Origin of the sequence: Acinetobacter sp. 40AMC3-4 (assembly GCF_049898185.1) — a bacterium.
Classification (GTDB): Bacteria; Pseudomonadota; Gammaproteobacteria; order Pseudomonadales; family Moraxellaceae; genus Acinetobacter.
Genome location: NZ_JAFCXG010000001.1, coordinates 114,001 through 135,575, shown reverse-complemented (window position 1 = coordinate 135,575; position 21,575 = coordinate 114,001). Strand labels below are relative to the sequence as shown.

Annotated in this window: 20 protein-coding genes and 1 pseudogene; 10 read left to right on the top strand and 11 right to left on the bottom strand. The window is 40.5% G+C overall.

The window, feature by feature from the left end; translation table 11 throughout:
- The first annotated feature begins 49 nt into the window (after positions 1 to 49).
- From ACP7BU_RS00610 to ACP7BU_RS00595, 4 genes are all read left to right on the top strand, one after another.
- Entirely contained in the window at positions 50 to 799 is a 750-nt protein-coding gene (locus tag ACP7BU_RS00610) for a DUF6776 family protein (RefSeq protein WP_004279781.1), read from the top strand.
- Positions 800 to 817: 18 nt separating this feature from the next.
- On the top strand, positions 818 to 1,231 hold the full coding sequence (gene clpS, locus ACP7BU_RS00605; protein WP_004279780.1) for an ATP-dependent Clp protease adapter ClpS: 414 nt from the start codon (positions 818 to 820) through the stop codon (positions 1,229 to 1,231).
- Between the two features lie 9 nt (positions 1,232 to 1,240).
- Positions 1,241 to 3,517, top strand: coding sequence for an ATP-dependent Clp protease ATP-binding subunit ClpA (gene clpA, locus ACP7BU_RS00600; protein ID WP_005100836.1), 2,277 nt, complete (start codon positions 1,241 to 1,243; stop codon positions 3,515 to 3,517).
- 95 nt (positions 3,518 to 3,612) lie between these two features.
- Positions 3,613 to 3,966 (top strand): YnfA family protein, encoded by a 354-nt coding sequence (locus ACP7BU_RS00595; protein ID WP_425878299.1) that lies wholly within the window; start codon positions 3,613 to 3,615, stop codon positions 3,964 to 3,966.
- Positions 3,967 to 4,070: 104 nt separating this feature from the next.
- On the opposite strand, the gene ACP7BU_RS00590 is transcribed toward ACP7BU_RS00595, so the two are convergent.
- From ACP7BU_RS00590 to ACP7BU_RS00580, 3 genes are all read right to left on the bottom strand, one after another.
- Complete coding sequence (locus ACP7BU_RS00590; protein WP_425878301.1) at positions 4,071 to 4,544, bottom strand: hypothetical protein; 474 nt, start codon at positions 4,542 to 4,544, stop codon at positions 4,071 to 4,073.
- A 102-nt stretch (positions 4,545 to 4,646) separates the two neighbouring features.
- Entirely contained in the window at positions 4,647 to 5,567 is a 921-nt protein-coding gene (gene argF, locus ACP7BU_RS00585) for an ornithine carbamoyltransferase (protein ID WP_004280178.1), read from the bottom strand.
- Between the two features lie 114 nt (positions 5,568 to 5,681).
- On the bottom strand, positions 5,682 to 6,329 hold the full coding sequence (locus ACP7BU_RS00580; protein ID WP_004646788.1) for a TetR/AcrR family transcriptional regulator: 648 nt from the start codon (positions 6,327 to 6,329) through the stop codon (positions 5,682 to 5,684).
- Between the two features lie 230 nt (positions 6,330 to 6,559).
- Between ACP7BU_RS00580 and prpB the strand changes: the two genes are divergently transcribed.
- The gene (prpB, locus tag ACP7BU_RS00575) at positions 6,560 to 7,444 is read left to right on the top strand and encodes a methylisocitrate lyase (RefSeq protein WP_425878304.1); all 885 of its coding nucleotides are present in this window, start codon (positions 6,560 to 6,562) and stop codon (positions 7,442 to 7,444) included.
- A gap of 4 nt (positions 7,445 to 7,448) precedes the next feature.
- Positions 7,449 to 8,588: a bifunctional 2-methylcitrate synthase/citrate synthase gene (prpC, locus tag ACP7BU_RS00570; RefSeq protein ID WP_180038691.1), complete on the top strand. Its 1,140-nt coding sequence runs from the start codon at positions 7,449 to 7,451 to the stop codon at positions 8,586 to 8,588.
- 64 nt (positions 8,589 to 8,652) lie between these two features.
- Here prpC and ACP7BU_RS00565 read toward each other — a convergent pair whose 3' ends face one another.
- Positions 8,653 to 9,273 (bottom strand): aminotransferase, encoded by a 621-nt coding sequence (locus ACP7BU_RS00565; RefSeq protein ID WP_425878589.1) that lies wholly within the window; start codon positions 9,271 to 9,273, stop codon positions 8,653 to 8,655.
- Between the two features lie 102 nt (positions 9,274 to 9,375).
- Entirely contained in the window at positions 9,376 to 9,852 is a 477-nt protein-coding gene (locus ACP7BU_RS00560; protein ID WP_425878306.1) for a CinA family protein, read from the bottom strand.
- A gap of 253 nt (positions 9,853 to 10,105) precedes the next feature.
- Between ACP7BU_RS00560 and ACP7BU_RS00555 the strand changes: the two genes are divergently transcribed.
- Both ACP7BU_RS00555 and ACP7BU_RS00550 read left to right on the top strand, forming a co-directional pair.
- Positions 10,106 to 10,336: a hypothetical protein gene (locus ACP7BU_RS00555; RefSeq protein ID WP_004646792.1), complete on the top strand. Its 231-nt coding sequence runs from the start codon at positions 10,106 to 10,108 to the stop codon at positions 10,334 to 10,336.
- Positions 10,337 to 10,956: 620 nt separating this feature from the next.
- On the top strand, positions 10,957 to 11,232 hold the full coding sequence (locus ACP7BU_RS00550; protein ID WP_425878308.1) for a hypothetical protein: 276 nt from the start codon (positions 10,957 to 10,959) through the stop codon (positions 11,230 to 11,232).
- Positions 11,233 to 11,337: 105 nt separating this feature from the next.
- Here ACP7BU_RS00550 and ACP7BU_RS00545 read toward each other — a convergent pair whose 3' ends face one another.
- Entirely contained in the window at positions 11,338 to 11,679 is a 342-nt protein-coding gene (locus tag ACP7BU_RS00545; RefSeq protein WP_005107130.1) for a hypothetical protein, read from the bottom strand.
- 1,603 nt (positions 11,680 to 13,282) lie between these two features.
- On the opposite strand from ACP7BU_RS00545, the gene ACP7BU_RS00540 reads away from it, so the two are divergent.
- Positions 13,283 to 13,423 (top strand): hypothetical protein, encoded by a 141-nt coding sequence (locus tag ACP7BU_RS00540; RefSeq protein WP_005107128.1) that lies wholly within the window; start codon positions 13,283 to 13,285, stop codon positions 13,421 to 13,423.
- A gap of 41 nt (positions 13,424 to 13,464) precedes the next feature.
- Here the strand turns inward: ACP7BU_RS00540 and ACP7BU_RS00535 are convergent, their stop codons facing one another.
- The 3 genes and pseudogenes from ACP7BU_RS00535 to ACP7BU_RS00525 form a co-directional block, all read right to left on the bottom strand.
- Positions 13,465 to 14,100 (bottom strand): SOS response-associated peptidase, encoded by a 636-nt coding sequence (locus tag ACP7BU_RS00535; protein WP_425878310.1) that lies wholly within the window; start codon positions 14,098 to 14,100, stop codon positions 13,465 to 13,467.
- Between the two features lie 226 nt (positions 14,101 to 14,326).
- Positions 14,327 to 15,541, bottom strand: a pseudogene (locus ACP7BU_RS00530) (alpha/beta hydrolase family protein).
- A 160-nt stretch (positions 15,542 to 15,701) separates the two neighbouring features.
- Positions 15,702 to 16,838: a catalase family protein gene (locus ACP7BU_RS00525; RefSeq protein ID WP_425878312.1), complete on the bottom strand. Its 1,137-nt coding sequence runs from the start codon at positions 16,836 to 16,838 to the stop codon at positions 15,702 to 15,704.
- A 379-nt stretch (positions 16,839 to 17,217) separates the two neighbouring features.
- On the opposite strand from ACP7BU_RS00525, the gene ACP7BU_RS00520 reads away from it, so the two are divergent.
- Positions 17,218 to 18,384: an MFS transporter gene (locus tag ACP7BU_RS00520; protein WP_425878314.1), complete on the top strand. Its 1,167-nt coding sequence runs from the start codon at positions 17,218 to 17,220 to the stop codon at positions 18,382 to 18,384.
- Between the two features lie 16 nt (positions 18,385 to 18,400).
- On the opposite strand, the gene ACP7BU_RS00515 is transcribed toward ACP7BU_RS00520, so the two are convergent.
- Positions 18,401 to 19,891, bottom strand: coding sequence for an amidase (locus ACP7BU_RS00515; RefSeq protein ID WP_425878316.1), 1,491 nt, complete (start codon positions 19,889 to 19,891; stop codon positions 18,401 to 18,403).
- 46 nt (positions 19,892 to 19,937) lie between these two features.
- Positions 19,938 to 21,368, bottom strand: coding sequence for a sensor domain-containing diguanylate cyclase (locus ACP7BU_RS00510; RefSeq protein ID WP_253114340.1), 1,431 nt, complete (start codon positions 21,366 to 21,368; stop codon positions 19,938 to 19,940).
- Positions 21,369 to 21,575: the final 207 nt, after the last annotated feature.

Below are 21,575 nucleotides of genomic sequence, written 5' to 3'. Positions count from 1 at the left end.
AGATTTGCATTTAAATGTGTGTCTTGATTAAAGCAAACAAGAGATCAAAATGCCGAATAACGAGTCAAATACGACGCTTCCTCAGGAACCCGGTACTAAGAAACCATTCATGAAAGGCAATACGCCCTTAGCCATTGGTGCGGCTGTATTGATCTTAAGCAGTGGCGTACTCGGATATACCGTAGGACATCGTCAGGGTTTGACTGCGGCGGGTTATGATGCGGATGCAGAGCAACTGGTCGATGTGGTACAGACTCAGAAAGCCAGTCTGGAAACACTGAACAAGACGCTGAATACTGCGGTTCAGGAGCGTGATCTGGCTGTCAGTAATGCCAATGATCTGTATCTGGCCATGACCAAGGCACGTGATGAACAGGTGCAGGCCGAAAGTGTGGGAACCATTTATCGCGAGATCTTGCGTCAGCGTGGTGGTCTGGCATTGGCGGTTCAAAACCTGTCGATTAAACCATTACCCGAAAATGCCTTTGAATACCAGATTGATCTGGTTCAGGTCAGTCCAGGCAAAAGCCGTGCCTCAGGTAGTGTGGAATTGCGCCTGATTAAAGGGACTGAAATTCTGGTGGTACCACTGGAAGATAAAAACTTTAATTTTGAAAATTATGAGCGACTCACTGGCCGCTGGACCATGCCGAAAGGCTTTAAACCAGAATTTATTGAAGTGCGTCTCACCGGTGCCAAGCCTGTGATTCGTCGTTTTAGTTGGGAACAGGGCAAAGCAGTCGAAAATCAGTCTGCCACCTTGTCAGAAATTCCGAAAACCGAAGCAAATGCAAATTAAGTGTGAAATATAAATCTTATGCCCAGCAATAAACGTCAAATGTGTTTAAGTGATATTAAAAATTCTTTTAATGAGTCTGGAATCGTTGATTGGCATATCAGCCCACGTTTAGCAAATGAACCCTCTGAAGACGGTGATTCTGACCTAGCTGTACAGACTGCACCGCCAGAACTGAAACGTCCACCGTTGTATGCCGTTGTTTTATTAAATGACGACTATACGCCGATGGAGTTTGTAATTGAAATTTTACAACAATACTTTGCAATGAATCTTGACCAAGCTACACAAGTAATGCTAACTGTACATTATGAAGGAAAGGGTGTAGCTGGGGTCTATCCTCGAGACATTGCGGAGACCAAAGCGAACCAAGTCAATAATTATGCTCGATCACAAGGTCATCCGTTACTTTGCCAAATAGAGCCTAAAGATTAAGGGGGTTACATGCTCAGTCGTCAATTAGAAGTATCACTACGTTTGGCTGTCAGCATGGCTCGTCAAAAGAGACATGAGTTCCTGACCGTAGAACATTTATTGTTAGCCTTGCTTGACAACGATTCCGCCGTGAATGCCCTGAAAGCATGTGGTGCGGACATCATCGTGTTGCGTAAGGAATTAGAAGAGTACGTAGAACAACATACCCCTAAACTTGGTGAAAATAGTGATCAGGCACCACACCCGACAGAAAGCTTCGACCGGATCTTGCAACGCGCGATTTTTCACGTGCAATCAAGCGGTGGCGATCGTACTGTAGAAGGTGCTGATATTCTGGTTGCCATGTATTCTGAGCGTGACTCATTTGCAGTCTATCTGCTTAAACGTCATCAAATTAACCGTCTGACCCTGACTCAGTACCTGTCTCATGGTACCCGTAAAGAAGATGTACAGTCTGAAGAAGAAATCGAAGACCTAGATGGCGAATCAGCATCTTCAGCAAGTTCAGGTCCACTTGAACTTTATACCACTAACCTGAATGTTGAAGCACAAAAAGGCAAGACCGATCCACTGATTGGTCGTGAAAAAGAAATCGAGCGTGCCGCGCAAATCCTTTGCCGCCGTCGTAAAAACAATCCACTCCTTGTCGGTGATCCGGGAGTTGGTAAAACCTCAATTGCTGAAGGTCTTGCTTGGTTAATCGTCAATGGTAAAGCGCCAAAACCACTGGAAAATGCTGAAATTTTCAGTCTGGACATTGGTGCTTTGGTAGCAGGAACCAAATACCGTGGTGATTTTGAAAAACGCTTGAAACAGCTTTTAAATGCGCTGAAAAAGAAACCTGAAGCCGTGTTGTTTATTGATGAAATTCACATGATTATTGGTGCAGGCTCGAGTATGGGCAGTACCATGGATGCATCGAATCTGATCAAACCGGCGTTGGCAAATGGTTCTTTACGTTGCATTGGCTCAACCACTTTCCAGGAATACCGCCAGGTCTTTGAGAAAGATCATGCTTTGTCACGTCGTTTCCAGAAAATTGATGTGAACGAGCCATCTATTTCTGAAACTATTGATATCCTACGTGGTCTGAAATCGAAGTTTGAAGATTTTCATCATGTGGAATATGACGATCAAGCTTTGGTTTCTGCGGTAGAACTTTCTGCAAAATTTATCAACGACCGTTTCTTGCCAGATAAGGCGATTGATGTCATTGATGAGGCCGGTGCTCAGCGCCGTTTAAAAGCGGAGCAAGACGACAGTTTGATTACTGTGGAAAATATTGAAGACATCGTCTCTAAAATTGCGCGTATTCCACCAAAAACTGTTTCTAAAGATGATAAGAGCGTGCTGGAAAATCTTGAGCGCGATCTGAAACGTGTGGTCTTTGGTCAGGATGAAGCGATTGAGGCCTTGGCATCTGCGATTAAACTGTCACGTGCCGGTTTGAAGTCTCCAGATAAGCCTGTAGGTAGTTTTGTCTTTGCGGGTCCTACAGGTGTTGGTAAAACCGAAGTGACCAAGCAGCTCGCGAAACAGATGGGTGTGGAACTGGTTCGTTTTGATATGTCGGAATATATGGAACGCCATGCAGTGTCTCGTTTAATCGGTGCACCTCCGGGCTATGTCGGTTTTGATCAGGGTGGGTTATTGACCGATGCGATTCATAAAAATCCACATTGTGTGCTATTGCTCGATGAGATCGAAAAAGCGCATCCAGATGTGTTTAATCTGTTATTGCAGATTATGGATCATGGTTCATTGACCGATAACAATGGGCGTAAATCTGATTTCCGTAACGTGGTTTTGGTACTAACAACCAATATTGGTGCTGAAAGTATTTCACGTGTCAGCATTGGTTTTATGGAACAAGACAATAGTAACGATAATCAGGAAGCGATGAAGAAAGCCTTCTCGCCAGAATTCCGTAACCGTCTCGACGGCGTGATTCAGTTCAAGGCATTACCAAGCAGCATTATTGAAAATGTCGTGGATAAATTCCTGACTGAACTTCAAGCACAACTGGATGACAAAAAAGTCATGCTGGAAGTGGATCAAAGCGCACGTGAATGGATGTCAGAACATGGCTATGACCGTTTAATGGGCGCACGTCCAATGCAACGTCTGATTCAGGAGCACCTGAAAAAACCGCTTGCTGAGATGATCCTGTTTGGTGAACTGGCTGAAAATGGCGGCAATGTTGCAGTATCGGTTAAAAAAGAAAATGGTAAAGCGGTTGGCTTAAAACTTGAGGTTTTTGAAGATCAGACTGCTGAACCGGCCTAATGAACAAGAAAGATCAAACCCGTGCTTGCACGGGTTTTTTCATGCATTCATATTTTAAAGCATTAAACTCATTCATCTAGTTCAAAAGATAAATTATGGATATTCAAATTACCAAGTTGTTCACGACATTTTTCCTGTTTTTGGTCACAGCACTGATGGAAATTTTAGGCTGTTATTTTCCTTATCTAATTTTAAATCAGGGGAGAAGCCACTGGTTATGGATTCCGACAGCTCTGGCTTTAGCAGTTTTTGTCTGGCTGTTAACCTTGCATCCAGCTGCTTCAGGACGGATCTATGCCGCTTATGGCGGTATCTATATTTTTTCAGCACTGATTTGGTTGCGCTTCGTTGATCAAGTGACTTTATCGCGTTGGGATCTGCTTGGTGGCATGGTGGTGATACTGGGTGCACTGATTATTATTTTGCAGCCGCAAGGTCTGGTGCGTTAGCAGGATATAATAACAAACCTTATCAAAAAAGGTAGCTAGAGCTACCTTTTTTTGTTTTTGGATTTTTTAATTTCAAATCAAACTTGATGTCTTATTTAGTTAGATTATTTTAATTTGCAATCTTTCTGGGAAATATCAGTTTTATAGGTTTGTGTCTGCGAGTTCAGGCTGAGTTCAACCTTGTATGGGTTCTCAATCTGATAGCGATGTTCAAAGAAAATTTCACAATTATTGAGCAGATTATTGCGAATGACTTTCATCACTTCTTTGCGCCCCAGGTCTTTTTCAAACTGGCTAAAATCGGGCGTGATGATCATGCCTTTCAGTGTGGTTTTATTGGCACTTAACTGTAATTGTTCAATAATCGTATTTTGATCAATCTGCAACGGTAAAGTTCTGGAATCTTCTGCACTGAGCACTGCGAGTAATTCATTCAGTTCAGTTTTTTTCTGAATTTTAAATTTGCTGTCAATAATATTTTTTTCTTGAAGATATTGGTCAAATTCAGAAGCATGCACCGGTAAGGCAGCACTGCTAAAACCAGTCAAGAGTGCCAAAGCCCAATATTTTTTTTGCATTGTATAAAATCACTTTTATTCCATTTCAACAATGATTATAAGAGCTGAGACAAAAAAAGCACCAGAGATTGGTGCTTAATTTGTGAAGATTCATCTTAAAAATTAGTCTTTTTTCAGATTTTCATTAATCAGAAATTCAACCAAGGCTTTTTGCGCGTGCAGGCGATTTTCCGCTTCATCCCAAACCACAGCATTTTTATGGTCAAGCAGATTTTCTGAAATCTCTTCGCCACGATGCGCAGGCAAGCAGTGCATAAACAAGCAATCCGGATGTGCAAGATCCATCAGACGTTCATTCACCTGATAATCTGCAAAGGCTTTTTCACGGATCTTTTGCTCTTCTTCCTGGCCCATGCTTGCCCAAACGTCAGTCACGATCAGGTCGGCATTTACCGCTGCATCTTCAGCAGAAGGAACCAGTTCCACGCAATGCGCAAATTCAGACAGGAATTTTTCTTGTGGCTCATAGCCTTTTGGCGCTGCAATTTTCAGATTAAAGCCCCACATATGTGCAGCTTCAATATAAGAGTTACACATATTGTTGCCATCACCGATCCAGGCCACAGTTTTCCCTTCAATTGAGCCACGTTGCTCTACATAGGTCTGCATATCAGCAAGTAACTGGCAAGGGTGGTGGTCATCAGTCAACGCATTAATCACTGGAACTTTTGAATAAGATGCAAAACGCTCCACGATATCATGGCCGAAAGTACGGATCATCACAATATCCAGCATGCTTGAAATCACACGTGCAGAATCTTCAATCGGTTCACCACGACCTAACTGGGTATCGCGTGAAGACAGGAAAATCGCGCTACCACCAAATTGGCTCATGCCAGCTTCAAACGAAACACGCGTACGGGTACTCGATTTCTCAAAAATCATGCCCATCACTTTACCAACAAATGGTTGGAACACTTCATTGTTATGCTGTTTGCGCTTAAGCTCAATTGCGCGTTGCAAAATCTGGTTAAGTTCTAAAGTTGATAAATCGCGTAAGGTGAGAAAGTGACGGAGAGCCATTCGTTACTCCACAATAATTGCCGAAAAACTCGATCAACAATCAGTTGTTGGTTAGTTTAAGAAAAAAATACGGAATCGGCTAATATACTATAAGCAATGAAAAATGCAAAAAAACTAGACTTTTTGATGACCGTCTAAAAAGCGATCCACACAATAACTGATGTATTTGTCGATTTCCTGATCATCTTCCTGTACCGGAATTCCCATCAGAATACGCCATTCCAGATTGCGCAAAATACCAAAATACAGCTGCGCCGAATATTGTGGATTTTCGCAATGCAATAAACCTTGCGCATCTGCCTGTTCTAAAGCCGTGGCAATGGCACTTTGCACATGCACCGGGCCTCGCTCATGAATATGCTGAGCAAGTTCAGGATTACGCTGGCTTTGTTCCAGCACCAGACGCATAAAGGCCGAGTTTTCCGGTTGCATAATCTGGTGATAAAAATTAAGCAACGTGTGTACTAAATAACTACGAAAATCCAGTGCCATCAGTTCGATCGGAATACTGATATCTTCAAAAAACTTGATACGACGATAATCGCAGATGGCTTTAAACAAGCCCTCTTTATTGCCAAAGTACTTATAAATAGAGGCTTTGGAGCCACCGGCATGCTGGACGATATCATCCAGAGACACAGCATCATAACCCCGTTCCAGAAATAGCTCGGTTGCACTGATCAGCAGCGCAATACAACGCTCATGACCACGTTTGGTCTGTGGCAGATCTTTGGCGAGCGGTTCTAGGGCGAGGTCTTGCATAGGAGATAGTACATCAACATGTCAATAGAGATTGAAACGCCATCATAGCAAATATATGCACATATTTCATAATTGCGCCGGATAAGGGCGCTATTTGCTAATTAGGTAAAGCAAAACTTAAAAATTTGACTAAAGTTTTAGAGTATTTGTTCTATCAGGTTATGGAATGAGCAAGCCAAATGAGTATACTCGAATTTCAATAATTATAGCCAAGACTGTGGAAAAGGAAGATGACAGAACAAATGTCTGCAGGTTTAAGATTTAGACAAGCGCTTGAAGTCGAGAAACCATTGCAAATTATGGGCACAGTAAATGCCTATGCTGCCATGATGGCCAAACAGGTCGGTTATAAAGCCATTTATTTATCAGGTGCGGGTGTCGCGAATTATTCTTATGGTTTGCCTGATCTGGGCATGACCAGCCTGGATAATGTTCTTGAAGATGTACGCCGGATCACTGAGCGTGTGGATACACCTTTACTGGTTGATATTGATACCGGTTGGGGCGGTGCATTAAATATTGCCCGCACGATTAAGCAGATGATTACAGCAGGAGCCGCTGCGGTTCATATTGAAGATCAGGTGGCACAGAAGCGTTGTGGTCATCGTCCAAATAAAGAAATCGTATCGCAGCAGGAAATGGTCGATCGTATCAAAGCGGCTGTAGATGCGAAAACCGATTCAAACTTCGTGGTGATGGCGCGTACCGATGCGCTACAAAAAGAAGGCTTGCAAGCCGTGATTGATCGTGCTTCTGCCTGTGTTGAAGCGGGTGCAGATGCGATCTTTGCTGAGGCGATGACCGATATCACCATGTACCGTACAGTGTGTGATGCGGTCGGTGTGCCAGTCTTGGCAAATATTACCGAATTTGGTGATACACCGTATTATACGGTAGGTGAACTGGCTGAGCAGGGCATTGGCATGGTGCTGTATCCATTGTCAGCGACACGTGCAATGCAAAAAGCTGCACTTGAGGTGATGCGTTCGGTGCGCGAACATGGTACTCAGGTAAATGTGCTGGATATCATGCAACAACGAAAAGAACTCTACGAATTTTTAGATTATCACAGCTTTGAAGACACATTAGATAAACTGTTTAAACAGGAGAATTAAAAAAATGGCTGAAGGAAAAGTACTCACTGGCGCAGGATTGCGCGGACAAGTGGCGGGTAAAACCTCACTTTCAACAGTAGGCAAAAGTGGCGCAGGTCTGACCTATCGCGGTTATGACGTGCAGGATCTGGCTGAACATTGCCAGTTTGAAGAAGTCGCTTATCTGATTTTCTTCGGAGAATTGCCGATGGCAGAGCAATTGGCTGCCTACAAAGCCAAACTGAAATCCTTGCGCACTTTACCTCAGGCATTAAAAGAAGTCCTTGAGCGTATTCCTGCCGACTCGCATCCAATGGATGTGATGCGTACTGGCGTTTCCATGCTGGGCAATCTTGAAACTGAGCAGTCTTTTGAGCAGCAACAGGATATCGCAGACCGTATTTTGGCAACTTTGCCGGCAATCATTTGTTACTGGTATCGTTATAGTCATGACGGCGTACGTATTGAAGAAAATACTGAAGATGATTCGATTGGTGCACAGTTCCTGCATCTTCTGCATGGTGAAAAACCAAATGAGCTACATGAACAGGTAATGAATGTTTCCTTGATTCTGTATGCAGAGCATGAATTCAATGCTTCGACTTTTACCGCTCGTGTGTGTGCATCAACGCTGTCAGATATGCATTCCTGTATTACCGGTGCAATCGGTTCCTTGCGTGGCCCTTTACATGGTGGTGCTAACGAAGCTGCGATGGACATGATTGAAAACTGGAAATCACCAGAAGAAGCTGAGCGTGAAATGCTGGGCATGCTGGAACGTAAAGAAAAAATCATGGGCTTCGGTCATGCGATCTATAAGGACAATGATCCGCGTAATGGCATTATCAAAGTCTGGTCTGAGCGTTTGGCCAAAGATGTCGGTGATACGGTACTGTATCCAGTCTCTGTACGCTGTGAAGAAGTCATGTGGCGTGAGAAGAAATTATTCTGTAATGCGGATTTCTTCCATGCATCTGCCTATCATTTCATGGGCATTCCAACTAAGCTGTTTACCCCGATCTTTGTTATGTCACGTGTGACAGGCTGGGCAGCGCATGTGATGGAACAGCGTGCTGACAACCGTATTATCCGTCCAAGCGCAGACTATACCGGACCAGAACTACGTAAAGTAGTGCCAATCGCTGAGCGTTCTACAGCGGCTTAATCCGTAAATGTCCTAGAATAAAAATAAGGTCTCAATTGAGACCTTATTTTTTTAGTGAATTCTGTTATCGGCTTAACAGTGCCGGATCTTCAATGCTATAACCTGTTTCAAAAGGAATACCCAGATACTTTACTATTACCAGGGTCTTATTCTGTCGCGGAACTTTATAGGCCTGGCTAATTTTCAAGCCTTGCTGATAACTGACTGCTTGCTGAACCGGACTTTTTTGTGAGCCAGATTTCACTTGATATTGATAGGTCCATTTTGGCACTTTTTCCTGAGGATCATGCCAGGCAGGCGCGCTACCTTTCGTTGTCTTTAACACCTTAAGCTGTGGCTTTGATTTTTGAATTGGATTTAATGGAACTAAACGTTTTTTGATTTTGGCAATGTCCTGATCAAACTTGCGACTGTCTTGATCATAATCGATGCGCTTGGTTTTAGGATTGATATATAAGGAATTGACCTGAACCAGTTGATTTGGTTTTTGGGATTTAAAATTATAATAATACAGTTGAGGCAAGCGTCCACGACCATCAAGATAATGACGCATGATATAAAGCTTCTGTTCTTTGACTTCATAGCCTAGAACTTCAATATTTTGTGGGCCGCCTACAGTAGCGAAAGCCAGACTGGGCAAGCTCAGAGGGAGCAGAAGCAGTGCGGTTTTAATATTCATGGTCATTCCACCCTCAAAAAAATAGATTGGCATTTGATCATGCCAATCTATCTTAAAATACGGTAGAAATAATGAAGCTTATTCAGGCTACATAATAACTTTGAAAGCTTAGCTGTTATTCAATAGATTGATCATGTCATGTGCAACCACAGCTGACAGTTTATTAAGGCGTTCAAGTGGCGAGCCTTTGAGATAATACTGGAACTGATGGATTTGCGTGCCATCATTAATGGCCACAAAAAAAGTCCCTTCCGGTTTCTCTGGTGTCGCGCTACCACCTGGTTTAAGCAATCCTGTACAGGCAATAATCCAGTCAGCATCACGGAACATTTTTTTACCTGCTTCCGCCAGAACAACCGTTACCGGCATAGATTCCGCAGTATGACTATTGATCAGATTCTTGGAAATGCCCAATACTGAAGTCTTGACACTTACATCGTAGCAGATCAAACCACCAATCAGAATTTCGGCACCTTCTCCTTTACAAATGGAGAACTGGCTACTGAGATATCCAGAACTTGCGCTTTCGATAAAGGCAATTTTTATGTTTTTCTCTTCGAGTAAGCCGCAACAGGTTTTTATCATAGTCTCTATATTTTCTTTGTGGGAGTGATTTTAGATCAATCTAGACAGATTTTTTTCTGTCGATCAACTCCAAGTATATTTATATTTTTATGAAAGTTAAAATTTTTTTCATAGATCAGTGTAATTTCATGTTGACCTGATCGCAAAATCTGAGTGGTTAAAGTTTGGGCTATTTTCAAAAATAGAGGTTTCTTCTCAGGCGGAACAGTGGTAAAAATAAAAATAAAGTGCTTAGTGAAAGTAGGGTGTTGGAATGAAAACCACAGTAAAATATGTAGTCTTAAAAAGTCTTGACTATCAATTGGGTACACCATTATTTCAGGAAGAAATTGACGCTGATGGTCAATATTTTGATCAGATACCAAGCACGATTTCTTATCAGAATTTGCAGTTCAAAGTGAAAAGCAAAGAGCTTAAACGTTTGTATCTGGCCGAAGAGCAGGAAGATACTCAAACGATTATCGTCAAAGTAGTCAATATCTAATAAAAACTGAATAGAATAAGCCTCTTTTAAAGAGGCTTATTCATTATAAATAGATTAATAAATATAATTACAAACAATGATTTGACCTAAGTTAATACCAGATTAATAGCTAAAAATATTTAACTTAAAGTCAAGATAAATTCGAAACAGCTTAAGTGTTATTGGTGAGGTCATGTTAAGTGTCGTATTTCCTTACACTTAAGAATATTCAAAAAAATTGGATTTTTAATATTTTATTTAATCTTTTAAAAATATAGAAGATTTAGATTGATTTTTATATATTAATAGATATCAATAACATAGGTATTAATTGATTCTATTTGATAACGATTTTTAAATTTTATTAAAAATTTCATATATATGAAATAGGACTTAAGTTATTCCTTTTATTGGATAATAAATTTTTGACCTATATAATCTTTCATTATGTTTCTGTTGCATTATATCAGGTAATTTATGTTGCGCATTAATCTCCACTTCAAGTACTTATCTTACTATTTTTTACATTGAATTAATCTGTAACAGGTTAAAGGTTGGCGAAATCTAAAAAATGCGTAGAGTGGATATTAAGTCGAAACCTATCGGCTTTTAATTTAAAGCAAATAGTAAGGAATACCACCATGGCTAATAATCAACAGCAAGACCAACAGAAACAGCAACAACAACAGCAACAGCAAAATCAACAGCGCAATCAAGATCAGCAGCGTCAACAAAATAACCAGCAAAACCCAAATCAGCAACAAAATAACCAGCAACAACAACAGCCACAAGATGGTCAACACAATCAGCAACAGCGCGACCAGCAGCAACAAAACCAGCAAGGCCAACAGCAACAACAGCCACAGCAAAACAGTAACCAACAGCAACAACGTTCACGTAATCAACAAGATCAGTGAAAACCACAGCGTTAATTCTTTTTAAGATATACGCTCTTCATAAAAAAACCGCCTGAATCAGGCGGTTTTTTATAAATTTCATTTCACAATTAGACTGAACATAGATCAACACTGAATATTGGCTTTCAGCTTGTAGAAATTCAAGGCATTGTCTAGGTCGGTGAGCAACTCTTTTTCTGTATATTCCTTGGGTGCAAGTTTTAGCAAGGCAGGCATATAGTTATTTTTATATTCTTTAGGATATTGTTCACACAGGATGCGTGTTCTTTCTTCCAGACTAATTGTTGAAGAGTCGAGTTTGTCCAAATAAGCACTGAGTTGATTATCTGACTGTTCAAACTGCGCTTTAATATTTGCAGCAGCCTCGGCTGAATTCTCTGCTTGCTGTTTTTGGCAGCCGCTTATTGCCAGACTCATCAATAAAGTAATTAGGATGCGATTTTTCATGCTGCCAAAATATTGTTATTGCTCATATGAAAAATTATAGAGAGAAATGACTAAAAAGAAAGCAATGATCTATAAACTTTATGAGACATTGAACATTCATAACATCCGATATTGACTGAAATAAGGAATTTTCTTCTAAAAATCTAAATTAACCCATTCTCACTTATAGGTTTAGCAATTCTTCTTGGGTTTTGGTTATTTAGTAATCTTATTTTCTCATTAAAAATATTTTTGGATAAATTACAGTCATTTAATTAACAAAAGTAATGGTTTTTTCATATTTTGAAACATTGCATCTATATATCCTACACAGATTGGCTGCATGGCTAGTGATATCTTGGCGTCATTCTAAGAACTTAATGAAAATAATTAAAAATCAGCACATTATAAGGCCTGTTTAATTTAGGAGAGTTAAACAGGCTTTTTCTTTTCCGTCTTAAATCTGGTTTTTTCTTTGCTGATTGTATTTTTTGGTCATTCTCTTTCACATAAGTTTTCATACACAACATAAAGCCTGAAAATTTCCTCAGGAGAGATACATGAATAGATGTTATTTATATATCTCTTTTCACGAAAAGACAGGACAAAGCTATGATGAGATGTATATGCGCATTTGGCATGGGCGTAATGGTTGGTTGTTGTTTTAAATCTTGCAAAGAGAAAATGTGTCAGATGATGAGCAGCAAGCATTGTAAAAGTGATCATTGTAAAAAAGATCAGACGACTCAAGCTGAAGAGCCTGTACAAACTTAGCCCAAAAGCTTCAATTTTACTGAAAGGCTAAACAGAGCTGAGTACTGAAGTTGTTCTAGATCGCTGATCCAATCATTTTATATTGAATCATTCTATATTTAAAGCAATAAAGCTTGATCCTAGATTGAGCTTTTTACACTTAGGAGAAAAACATGATGCAATTTATATTTTGTTTATTTGGTCTTCATGGTGCGACTGAAATTAACTACACGTGTGACCATGATGAGGTCAAACAGTGTCGTGATTGCTTGAAAAATATTGAATAATGTGCCAAATCATCAGACATCTTAATGAAGATCAATCCCCGTTCAATCATCAGTTGGCGGGGTTTTTCTTTACTGATGAAATTTTTGGATCTAAACATAATTTCTCACAAGGAATACTTTATAAAAGAATCATTTCAATAGGATTACGTTTTGATAAATTCTTAGCTGCTTAGAACTGGAATACAATAAAATTTATGCGTGTGATCACCCATGCTCGAATTCTTGAAGCAATTCAAAAGAGGCCACAGGCTGAAACTGCATTAGCTGGTGGGGATTGACTGATTAAGGCCAAGCATCCTAAAGGTTTTACTGAAATGAAAAGACTTTTTCCGGCAGTGGATAAGCTTAGAAAATTTCATGTATTCGATATCGGCTCGCACGCGAATTCATATTCTTTGCTGTATCGTCTACGATCAGGCTGAACAGCTTATTTGCTCAGATGAACAACAAGAATTGTGAAATGTCAAAGAGCACTTGAAGGAAAGTTTGTCTCTTTATAAAACTGAATGTGCAACATAAATAACATTGATGTTTAGCAGCAGATATCATATTTATTTATTAATAGATATATGAAGGAGATGCATATGACAAATAAGCCAGAGCAAGAATCAAATCCGCATAAAGAATCAAATGACGACAAGGGTAATCAGGCATCTTATAAGCATGTCAAACCAGAGAAAAAACCCAATGCAGAACCGGAAAATCCATTGAGAGAGCAAAAATAGCTTTTTCACATGGACGAAGCCCTAACTTGGTTTAGGGCTTTTTAATTTCCCAATAAGCGTTGATCTCTAGGCTTTGCAATAAATTCATCTTTTATTTCAAAGAAAAATTCATGGGCTTGTTCATGATCGCAGTGCAACCAGTCATGTCGTGATTTTTCCGGAATCACAATGATCGAGCGTTTTTCGTCATTCGGATCATGAAACTGTTTCATAAAGGGATGTTGATCTGAATTTATGGTTAGCATCGAAAATGATCTGATTTTCTCACCATCAATGTGTGCGTCATCATAAATCGCCGCCACGGTAAAAGGATTGCCATCTTCACGTGAAATACCAAACCAGTGCGGTTTGCCGTCTATATATTTAGGCTCATAGAAGGTATCGACCGGTACTAAAGCAAACTGGTTGTTTTTCCAGGCATGTCGAAAACTCGGTTTGGATGCCACTGTTTCAGTCCGTGCATTATAAGTATGCCGGCCATATTTTAGTTCTTTCGCCCAGGTTGGAATCAGTCCGAAACGTGCGATATCCAGCTCATACTCGTCAGCACCACGCATAATGATTGGTGCGGGTGCTAAAGGATAAATATGCGTTTTCATGCCCAGTTCGAGTTGCTCTTCATGAATATCTAATAAGGAAAGACGTTTTTTTGAGGGGAATTCATAGTTCGAGCACATAAATAACCTCTTTCATTCTAATTATTGTCTGCTAAAGAACTAAGGTATAAAAATGATGGGCTCAAAACAATTCGAAAGCGTAAGTGTAGTTTTAACACAAAGTAAGAATACGGATTAACATTAGTTTATCTTCTTTATAGAATAGTATTCCTTTAAAGGACTATTCTATAAATATGAAGATTAAAATATTTGCGTTTTTAATGATTAAATGCAAAAGCTCACCAAGTTATTTTGTAGGGCAGGTGCTCAAAGCTTTTCCTTGTCCAACTGAATTGATAAAGTTTCCAATCAGAAATTCACTCTGTCTTAAGGAATCACGATGATCTCCATTTTTGACGAGATGGAAGACGATAGATTTTTGCTTTGTACATACCTGCTGGTAGTAAGCATAAGTACCACGATAATCGACCAGTTGATCTTTCTCGCCTTGTACCAGCAGAACCGGCACAGTCGGTGTCATATTCTCAATAGACTGTTCTTTTAAATAATTTGTCAAAGGTGCCAGATTTACATTTGATTTAAAGACAGTCTTAGGTGCTTGTTTTAAGTCCGATTGTAATTCTGACAAACAGCGACTGCGTGCATGATTAAGAATTTCTCCCATTTCTGGGCTCACTAAATTTGCTGGAGCAAGCAGCGGATCTGCAGCCTCTGCTCCTAAAAGCACAATTGGAAAAAATGCGGCGACATTAGTCGTGATTTGCGAATTGCTGGCAACATATTCAGCGATTCCTTCATATTGATAACCGCCTGGTGCCAGTGCAATTGCCCCACGAAGATTAAATTCAGGCGCATCTTTTTGACCGGATGCTGCAACTTTAATAGATGCTGCACCTCCTTGACTATGACCCATAACATACCAATTTTTACTAAAGCTATAAGGCTTTAAATGGTGGATCGCTCGTACAGCATCAACGACAGTATGCAACTAACTTCGCGCATTCATATAAGGATGACCGCCCGGAGTGCCTAAACCTTGATAATCAGGTGCAACGACTGCATAGCCGCGAGCGAGCCAGGCATTCAATGCTTTAGCAGCGATTTGCTGATAGACATGGACTGGCCCGCCCACATAATCCCCAGAGGGTGCACATGTATCAGCAACGCCAGTTGTACCATGCGCCCAAGCCAGAACAGGCCAGCCATCTTTAGGGAATTTGCCTTTAGGTAACAAGATATAGCCTGAAGTGACAATGGGTTCGGATTTTGTGCCACGACTGCGATAATTAATTAAGAAACGTTGTGAGGCATTCGTAAACAGATCAGTATTTTGTTCTTGTATAGATAATATTGTACCCGGTATTTTTTCCGAAATATGAGATGCTTGGATTTTGCTGTTATCGGGAAGTGGAGGAGAGGCTATTGCATATGTTGAACCTGAACATAAACAGCTCATGATTAATTTAATAATAGGAGATTTAATTTTCATCGCTGAAACCATTTTCCTTTTTATAATGTCATTTTTAATGTAGCAGCTTTATTTATGTTTCTAAATTAACTCTGCACAAAGTTTGTAAACTAAAGCTTTTAAGTTAAGGCGAATATGCAATACAACAGGTTATTTTAGGTTAGCTGATAACTTTAATATAAGCACTTATATTTTAATGTGGTTCTGATCTGTGAGTAGAATTCATATCATGTCTAAGCTGACTAATACGATCATAAATCACCTTTCGCATTCGGTTTATTACTCCCAGAGGTTTGTGCTCTGGTAGTGTATGCCATGGTGTAAAAGAGAGGTTTTCACAAAACTTGTTTTGTTCAGGCGTATCAAAAACTTGTTGGGGAATACGGATAGTGGCTACCTTGTAAAAAGGTGCTTGGCTTTCTTGCCATTCAGTCATGGAATCTTCGACCGACATGCTGTTTGATGTTCTAGGCTGTACCAGAAACTCCATACATGCTTCACTTTTTTGCAAATGTTGGCGCAGGTTTTCTCTTAGAAAATTATGATGGGGAGCATGTGGAAGAGGATCTATCACTGTCGAACATGCTTGAGCTGAATACTTTACAGCTTGACGATCAGTGCCTATTCCTAATTGATAGGGCACCATAGACCAATATCTAGTTTGCAAAGAATTAGAAATTTTATTTCTTGTATTTAAGGCAATCCAGGTTCCTTTAGCTCCTAATGCAAAAGGAATATGCAGTTTATTAAAAAATCTATCGCTATTTATATCTTGCATAAATGACATATATCGAACTGGATCATTCACAAAAAAGACAGGATGATTGATCATAATGAAATCTTGAGTAGAGGTTTCATCATCTAAAAGCTTTTCTCCCGGTACTCCTAAAAGTTTTATCGCCATGCCACGGGCATCTTTTTTAATATCTGCTTGTTGGGCATCTTTAGAACCATTAGAGAAACGAATCCAGGCTTGATATGTTTTTCCAGGAAGAAAAACACCTTGAGCCAAGTTTTTAGGAAGAGCTTCATCTACTTTGAATTCTGCGCGTACACAACCGTGTGCTTTGGGATGGGCATCACGTAGCGCGATACCTGTGGAATATTCTTTCCGAATCGATATCTCAATTATATCTGCGATTTTTTCAGTTATATTTGCTTCATCAGGATAAAGACTTTCACTTAAATGCTGATCTATATTGGGATGAATATTATCTTTTGAAGAGTTAGATGCTATAGGGGAAGCGTTAGCATATGCAGCACTACAAATACTTATTGCCATTAAAGAGAAAACTAGACCCGAGCATATAGGTCTTATAAAGTTAGGCATTGATTTTCTCCTTGCTATAAAGCTAGAGTTAGTTTTAATTTTTTAGCCTATGAACTGAAAATTCTTTGGACATACTTTAGCCATAAAACAATGATAATGTCTGTGTAATTATTGATCTTCAGATTTTAAGTCCATCCAATTCCTTCCTAAAACTGTTTCCACTCTTTGTCGTGTGCTCAATATAGAAGACGATTTATGTTCTTACTTTAATTTAACTCAACACAGAGTTTTTTACTTTAGCAAAATTTATCCATAAACTTATGAAAATTTATTTTTAGACTAATGCGAGATGCTCGTAGCAAAATCAAGAGTCGTCGAATACAGTGCTATAGAAATTTATTGAGTTTAAAATTTTGAAAATATTAGGATATATAAATCAATGCCAGTTCTAGCAATCCAGCATAGACTCAGTGGATTTTACTTTTTTTACTATGCGATTGTTGGGGCATTCATGCCTTTTTGGAGTCTGTATCTTGAAGATCAAGGCTTCAATTATCAGGAAATCGGGATTTTATCTTCTATTGCGATTGTTACCCGATTCTTTGCGCCGTTGATCTGGGGTTGGATTGCAGATAAATCCGGTAAACGCATGTTGCTGGTGCGTATTGCCACCTGGATGGAAGCCTGTATCTGGTTCATGATTTTTATTATTCCCAATAGCTTTCAATCTGTAGCTTTACTGATGCTGATTTTCAGTTTTTTTCAGAATGCTATTCTGGCACAGTTTGAAGGTGTAACTTTGTTCTGGCTCGGAGAAAAAAGAGCAGAACTGTATGGCAAAGTACGAAAATGGGGATCAGTCGGCTTTATTATCGGTGTATTCGGCTTGGGCGCCGTCTTTGAAATTATTAGCATCAGTATGTTACCCGTCTTGTTGCTGAGTATTTCATTTCTGGCCTTTCTTTGGTCATTTACCATTAAAGAGCCCACGACAGCGCCTACCGCCCAGAAACAGCTCGAACCCTTATGGCCGATATTCAAACGCCCAGTCGTCTATAGCTTTTTCCTGATTGAATTGATTCTGCTATTTTCACACGCGCCATTCTATAGTTTTTATAGCAATTATCTCAGTCAGTCGGGATTTAGCACCAGCCAGATAGGGCTGTTTTGGTCAGTCGGGGTCATTGCGGAAATAATCATGTTTGCCTATGCGACGTTCTTTCTGACACGCTGGTCGTGGCGTCATCTGGTCACGCTATGCTTGTTAATGACCGGATTAAGATGGTTCATCGTCGGGATATTTCCTGCTTCATTCATAGCACAGTTTTTTGCCCAAACGATTCATGCTTTAAGTTTTGGTTTATTTCATATGATTGCGATGCGAGTGATTTTCCAGAATTTTTCTGCAGGGCAGCAAGGACGTGGACAAGCGCTATATAGCACGATGTGGGGGATTGGTGTGGCGAGCGGCAGTATTCTGGCTGGGCATTATTGGGATCAAGTCGGCGGCACATCTATCTTTATCGCTGCTGCAGCATCGACCTTGCTTGGCTTATTACTGATTTTTGGATTGCCAAATAAGGTCGAACTGCAAAAACAGGCTTGAAAATATCATCTCAGTATTAAATACGGATCTTGGAATATTGCCCAAACCACGGTTGTGCCTGTTCCAATTGAGCTGCCAGTTGTAATAGCAGATCCTCACGGGCAAACGGTGCAATAAACTGTGAACCGAGCGGCAGGTTTTGTTCATTCCAGTACAGCGGTACAGACATCGCCGGGAGTCCGGTAATATTGGCCAACTGGGTAAAAGGCACCCACTTCAGGTTTTCTTTCACAATCTGATCGACCAGTTTACCTTGCGCCAGTAAATGCGCTTTATTCAGTTTCAATAAACCTTTAAGAATCGGTTTCTGCCAGTTTGGTGTTTTGACCTCACCATTTTTCGGCGCCACTGTCGCCGTGGCAGGCGTCAGATACAGATCATAGTCATCAAAGAAATGATTCATCTGGGTCACGTACTGGCCCCAGTTATTCAGGTTCTGGATATAATCAATCGCGCTGGTTTTGGCCCCAAAAGCCGCCAGCGCTAAAGAGTCCAGTTCAAAATCATTCGATTTGGACGGATAGCCTTTCTGGATTTCATCCAGCATAAATGAAAACTGGCTAAACCAGGTGGTAATAAAATCCTTGGCCAGTTGCATGCCATCAATGGCTGGACGGTCTTCGACCACTTCATGGCCCAAAGATTCTAGCAATTTGGCTGTTTGTTCAATGGCTTTGATGGCATCCTGCGAAACAGGTGTGCCAATCGTAGAATAAGTGCTAAACGCAATTTTCAGTTTTTTTGGCGGTTGCTGAATCACATCCAGATAATGATGCTGTGGACGCTGAATCTTAAACAGTGAACTATGATCTTCACCATGGGTGGCATCCAGCATTGCAGCACTATCCCGTACCGTTTTGGTCAGTACATGCTGAATCGCGGCGCCATGCATGGCTTCACTCATTTGTGGTCCCCAAGGCGTGCGGCCACGACTCGGTTTCAGGCCAAACAGGCCGCAATAGGAAGCGGGGATACGTATCGAGCCGCCACCATCACCAGCACCCGCAATTGGTACAATTCCGGCAGCCACGGCAGAAGCGGAACCACCGGACGAGCCGCCGCTATTATGCTGTAAATTCCACGGATTTTTACAGCTGCCCCAAGCATCTGGTTCAGTAATACCTTTAATCCCAAATTCAGGAGTATTGGTACGTCCAAAAGTCACAATCCCGGCTTTTTCCCAGCGATTGACAATCTCGGCATTGGTCTCGGCGATATAACCAATCCGTTTTAAGCCCTGACAACCATAAGAAGTTGGATAACCGGCATATTCCTGAAACAGGTCTTTAACCAGAAAAGGCACACCGGCAAAAGGTCCGGACAGATTTTGCTGGCTCCGTTTCAATGCATGCTCATGCATCGGAATAATAATTGCATTTAGCTCGGGATTGGCAATTGAGCTACGCTCTAGTGCAGCAGATAAAAGTTCACTTGAATGTACTTGTTTATTGGCGACCAGATCAGCCAGTCCTAAACCGTCATATTGCAGATATTCTTCAAATTTCATTGCCATTCCCTAGTGTTGCTGCTTCAAGGTTGTAGATCATTTAGGCTCAAGATGCAAGCACCACCTGATTTCGCCCACGATGTTTGGCCTGATACAAGGCTTGATCTGCAATATTGATCAGGTTTTGCAGGTCTTGGGCCTGCGGTTCATTTTGATGAGTGATGCCCACACTCACGGTAATATACAGGGGCGAGCCATCTGATTGATAAATCGGGGTTTTTTCCACCAGATCACGAATCCGTTCTGCAATAAGACGTGCTTCTGATGGTTCGGTATTCCAGAGTAACAGCACAAATTCTTCCCCACCAATTCGTGCAAACAGATCTTCAGCACGTAAATTGCAGCGAATGATTTCCGCAAAATGTTGCAGCACCTTGTCACCGACATGATGGCCAAAATCATCGTTCAGACGTTTGAAATGATCAATATCCAGCATGATGACCGAAAATTCCATTCTGTTGGCATATTGCAGTAAATATTCACCTTTCTGAAAGAAAAAATGACGGTTCATGGTGCGGGTCAGACTGTCATGATTGGCCAGATAGAGAACCCGTTTAAACAGCTCATTGCGGTTTTGACTAATAATACAAAGAATAAGCGGCGATAAGGCCAGCATAAACAGCCCGATCCGGAGCGAAATATAAATCGTAGAATCTGCCAAGGTGTCATGCGTTGTGGCATAAAACCGCGTCAGGCTGTAATAGGTTAAAATAGTCACAAACGCATTAATCAGTGTCATGCTAAACAGGCGATAGGTCAACGCAGCCCAAATCAGTGCAGCCAGAGGGTAGAGCATTGCGCCGGGGCCTGCAAAAATATTGGTAATGATGACACAGGCCACGACTGAAGATGCAGGTAAAAAATAGCTGAAGTAATTACGTTTTTGACGACGGTTTTTAAATAGATACTGCATGTCTTTTATTCTTGGGAATGCCAAGATTAAAGGGAGAAACACAATATAATTCACCATTTCACCGGTCCACCACAGACCAAAATCAATCCATAAATTCTCTTTGGTCATGAATGAATTGGGTAGATTTGGCAAGGTGAGAACTGCAAAAGCCGCACTGGCCAGACAGCCTGCAAAAGCGAAGATGCCAAATAAATGAACGAATGTATAACCAGTATTATAGTATTTGTAATTAATCTTGAAATATCGAATAAAAAATATCGAGACAATAGTGCTGATCAGATTAGACAAGGTAAGAAACAGGCTTTGTAATAGGCTGTTCCCGGTGATCAGATCTGCAAACATAAAAGCGCTGAATGCACCAAGCCAACCTCCCATATTATTTAAATGTGGAAAGCGTAAGAACAGGGCTAACAAGGCAGCATTGGCCGGCCACAATAAGGCCAGATACTCAATTGGTCTGGTTGCGATCCCAATAAAACAACAGACTAAAACAGCGAAAACAATGACAAAATAAGCATAGGTTTCATGATTTAATTGTTGTTCTGTTATTCGAGCTAATTGCAAATTTAAAATCCTATTCAAATTTTTAAGTGTGAATGATCACTTTGTTCAGCAACTAAGTTTGACCCAAAATATAATTTTATTGTTTGATTAATCTGTTATTAATGCGAACTATTAAGATTCTTATATACGAAATATATACAAAAAAGTCAGAAAGGAAATCCATGTTTTTAAACAATGTGATAAATAATTTCTGACTCTGTATTGAAA

What these genes read in the sequence shown, in the direction of transcription:
- ACP7BU_RS00520 (WP_425878314.1), top strand. Translation starts at nt 17,218, where the DNA reads ATGCCAGTTCTAGCAATCCAGCATAGACTCAGTGGATTTTACTTTTTT.
- argF (WP_004280178.1), bottom strand. Translation starts at nt 5,567, where the DNA reads ATGGCTCTCCGTCACTTTCTCACCTTACGCGATTTATCAACTTTAGAA.
- ACP7BU_RS00595 (WP_425878299.1), top strand. Translation starts at nt 3,613, where the DNA reads ATGGATATTCAAATTACCAAGTTGTTCACGACATTTTTCCTGTTTTTG.
- prpC (WP_180038691.1), top strand. Translation starts at nt 7,449, where the DNA reads ATGGCTGAAGGAAAAGTACTCACTGGCGCAGGATTGCGCGGACAAGTG.
- ACP7BU_RS00610 (WP_004279781.1), top strand. Translation starts at nt 50, where the DNA reads ATGCCGAATAACGAGTCAAATACGACGCTTCCTCAGGAACCCGGTACT.
- ACP7BU_RS00540 (WP_005107128.1), top strand. Translation starts at nt 13,283, where the DNA reads ATGACAAATAAGCCAGAGCAAGAATCAAATCCGCATAAAGAATCAAAT.
- clpS (WP_004279780.1), top strand. Translation starts at nt 818, where the DNA reads ATGCCCAGCAATAAACGTCAAATGTGTTTAAGTGATATTAAAAATTCT.
- ACP7BU_RS00515 (WP_425878316.1), bottom strand. Translation starts at nt 19,891, where the DNA reads ATGAAATTTGAAGAATATCTGCAATATGACGGTTTAGGACTGGCTGAT.
- prpB (WP_425878304.1), top strand. Translation starts at nt 6,560, where the DNA reads ATGACAGAACAAATGTCTGCAGGTTTAAGATTTAGACAAGCGCTTGAA.
- ACP7BU_RS00545 (WP_005107130.1), bottom strand. Translation starts at nt 11,679, where the DNA reads ATGAAAAATCGCATCCTAATTACTTTATTGATGAGTCTGGCAATAAGC.
- ACP7BU_RS00525 (WP_425878312.1), bottom strand. Translation starts at nt 16,838, where the DNA reads ATGCCTAACTTTATAAGACCTATATGCTCGGGTCTAGTTTTCTCTTTA.
- ACP7BU_RS00580 (WP_004646788.1), bottom strand. Translation starts at nt 6,329, where the DNA reads ATGCAAGACCTCGCCCTAGAACCGCTCGCCAAAGATCTGCCACAGACC.
- ACP7BU_RS00565 (WP_425878589.1), bottom strand. Translation starts at nt 9,273, where the DNA reads ATGACCATGAATATTAAAACCGCACTGCTTCTGCTCCCTCTGAGCTTG.
- ACP7BU_RS00590 (WP_425878301.1), bottom strand. Translation starts at nt 4,544, where the DNA reads ATGCAAAAAAAATATTGGGCTTTGGCACTCTTGACTGGTTTTAGCAGT.
- ACP7BU_RS00550 (WP_425878308.1), top strand. Translation starts at nt 10,957, where the DNA reads ATGGCTAATAATCAACAGCAAGACCAACAGAAACAGCAACAACAACAG.
- ACP7BU_RS00555 (WP_004646792.1), top strand. Translation starts at nt 10,106, where the DNA reads ATGAAAACCACAGTAAAATATGTAGTCTTAAAAAGTCTTGACTATCAA.
- ACP7BU_RS00560 (WP_425878306.1), bottom strand. Translation starts at nt 9,852, where the DNA reads ATGATAAAAACCTGTTGCGGCTTACTCGAAGAGAAAAACATAAAAATT.
- ACP7BU_RS00535 (WP_425878310.1), bottom strand. Translation starts at nt 14,100, where the DNA reads ATGTGCTCGAACTATGAATTCCCCTCAAAAAAACGTCTTTCCTTATTA.
- clpA (WP_005100836.1), top strand. Translation starts at nt 1,241, where the DNA reads ATGCTCAGTCGTCAATTAGAAGTATCACTACGTTTGGCTGTCAGCATG.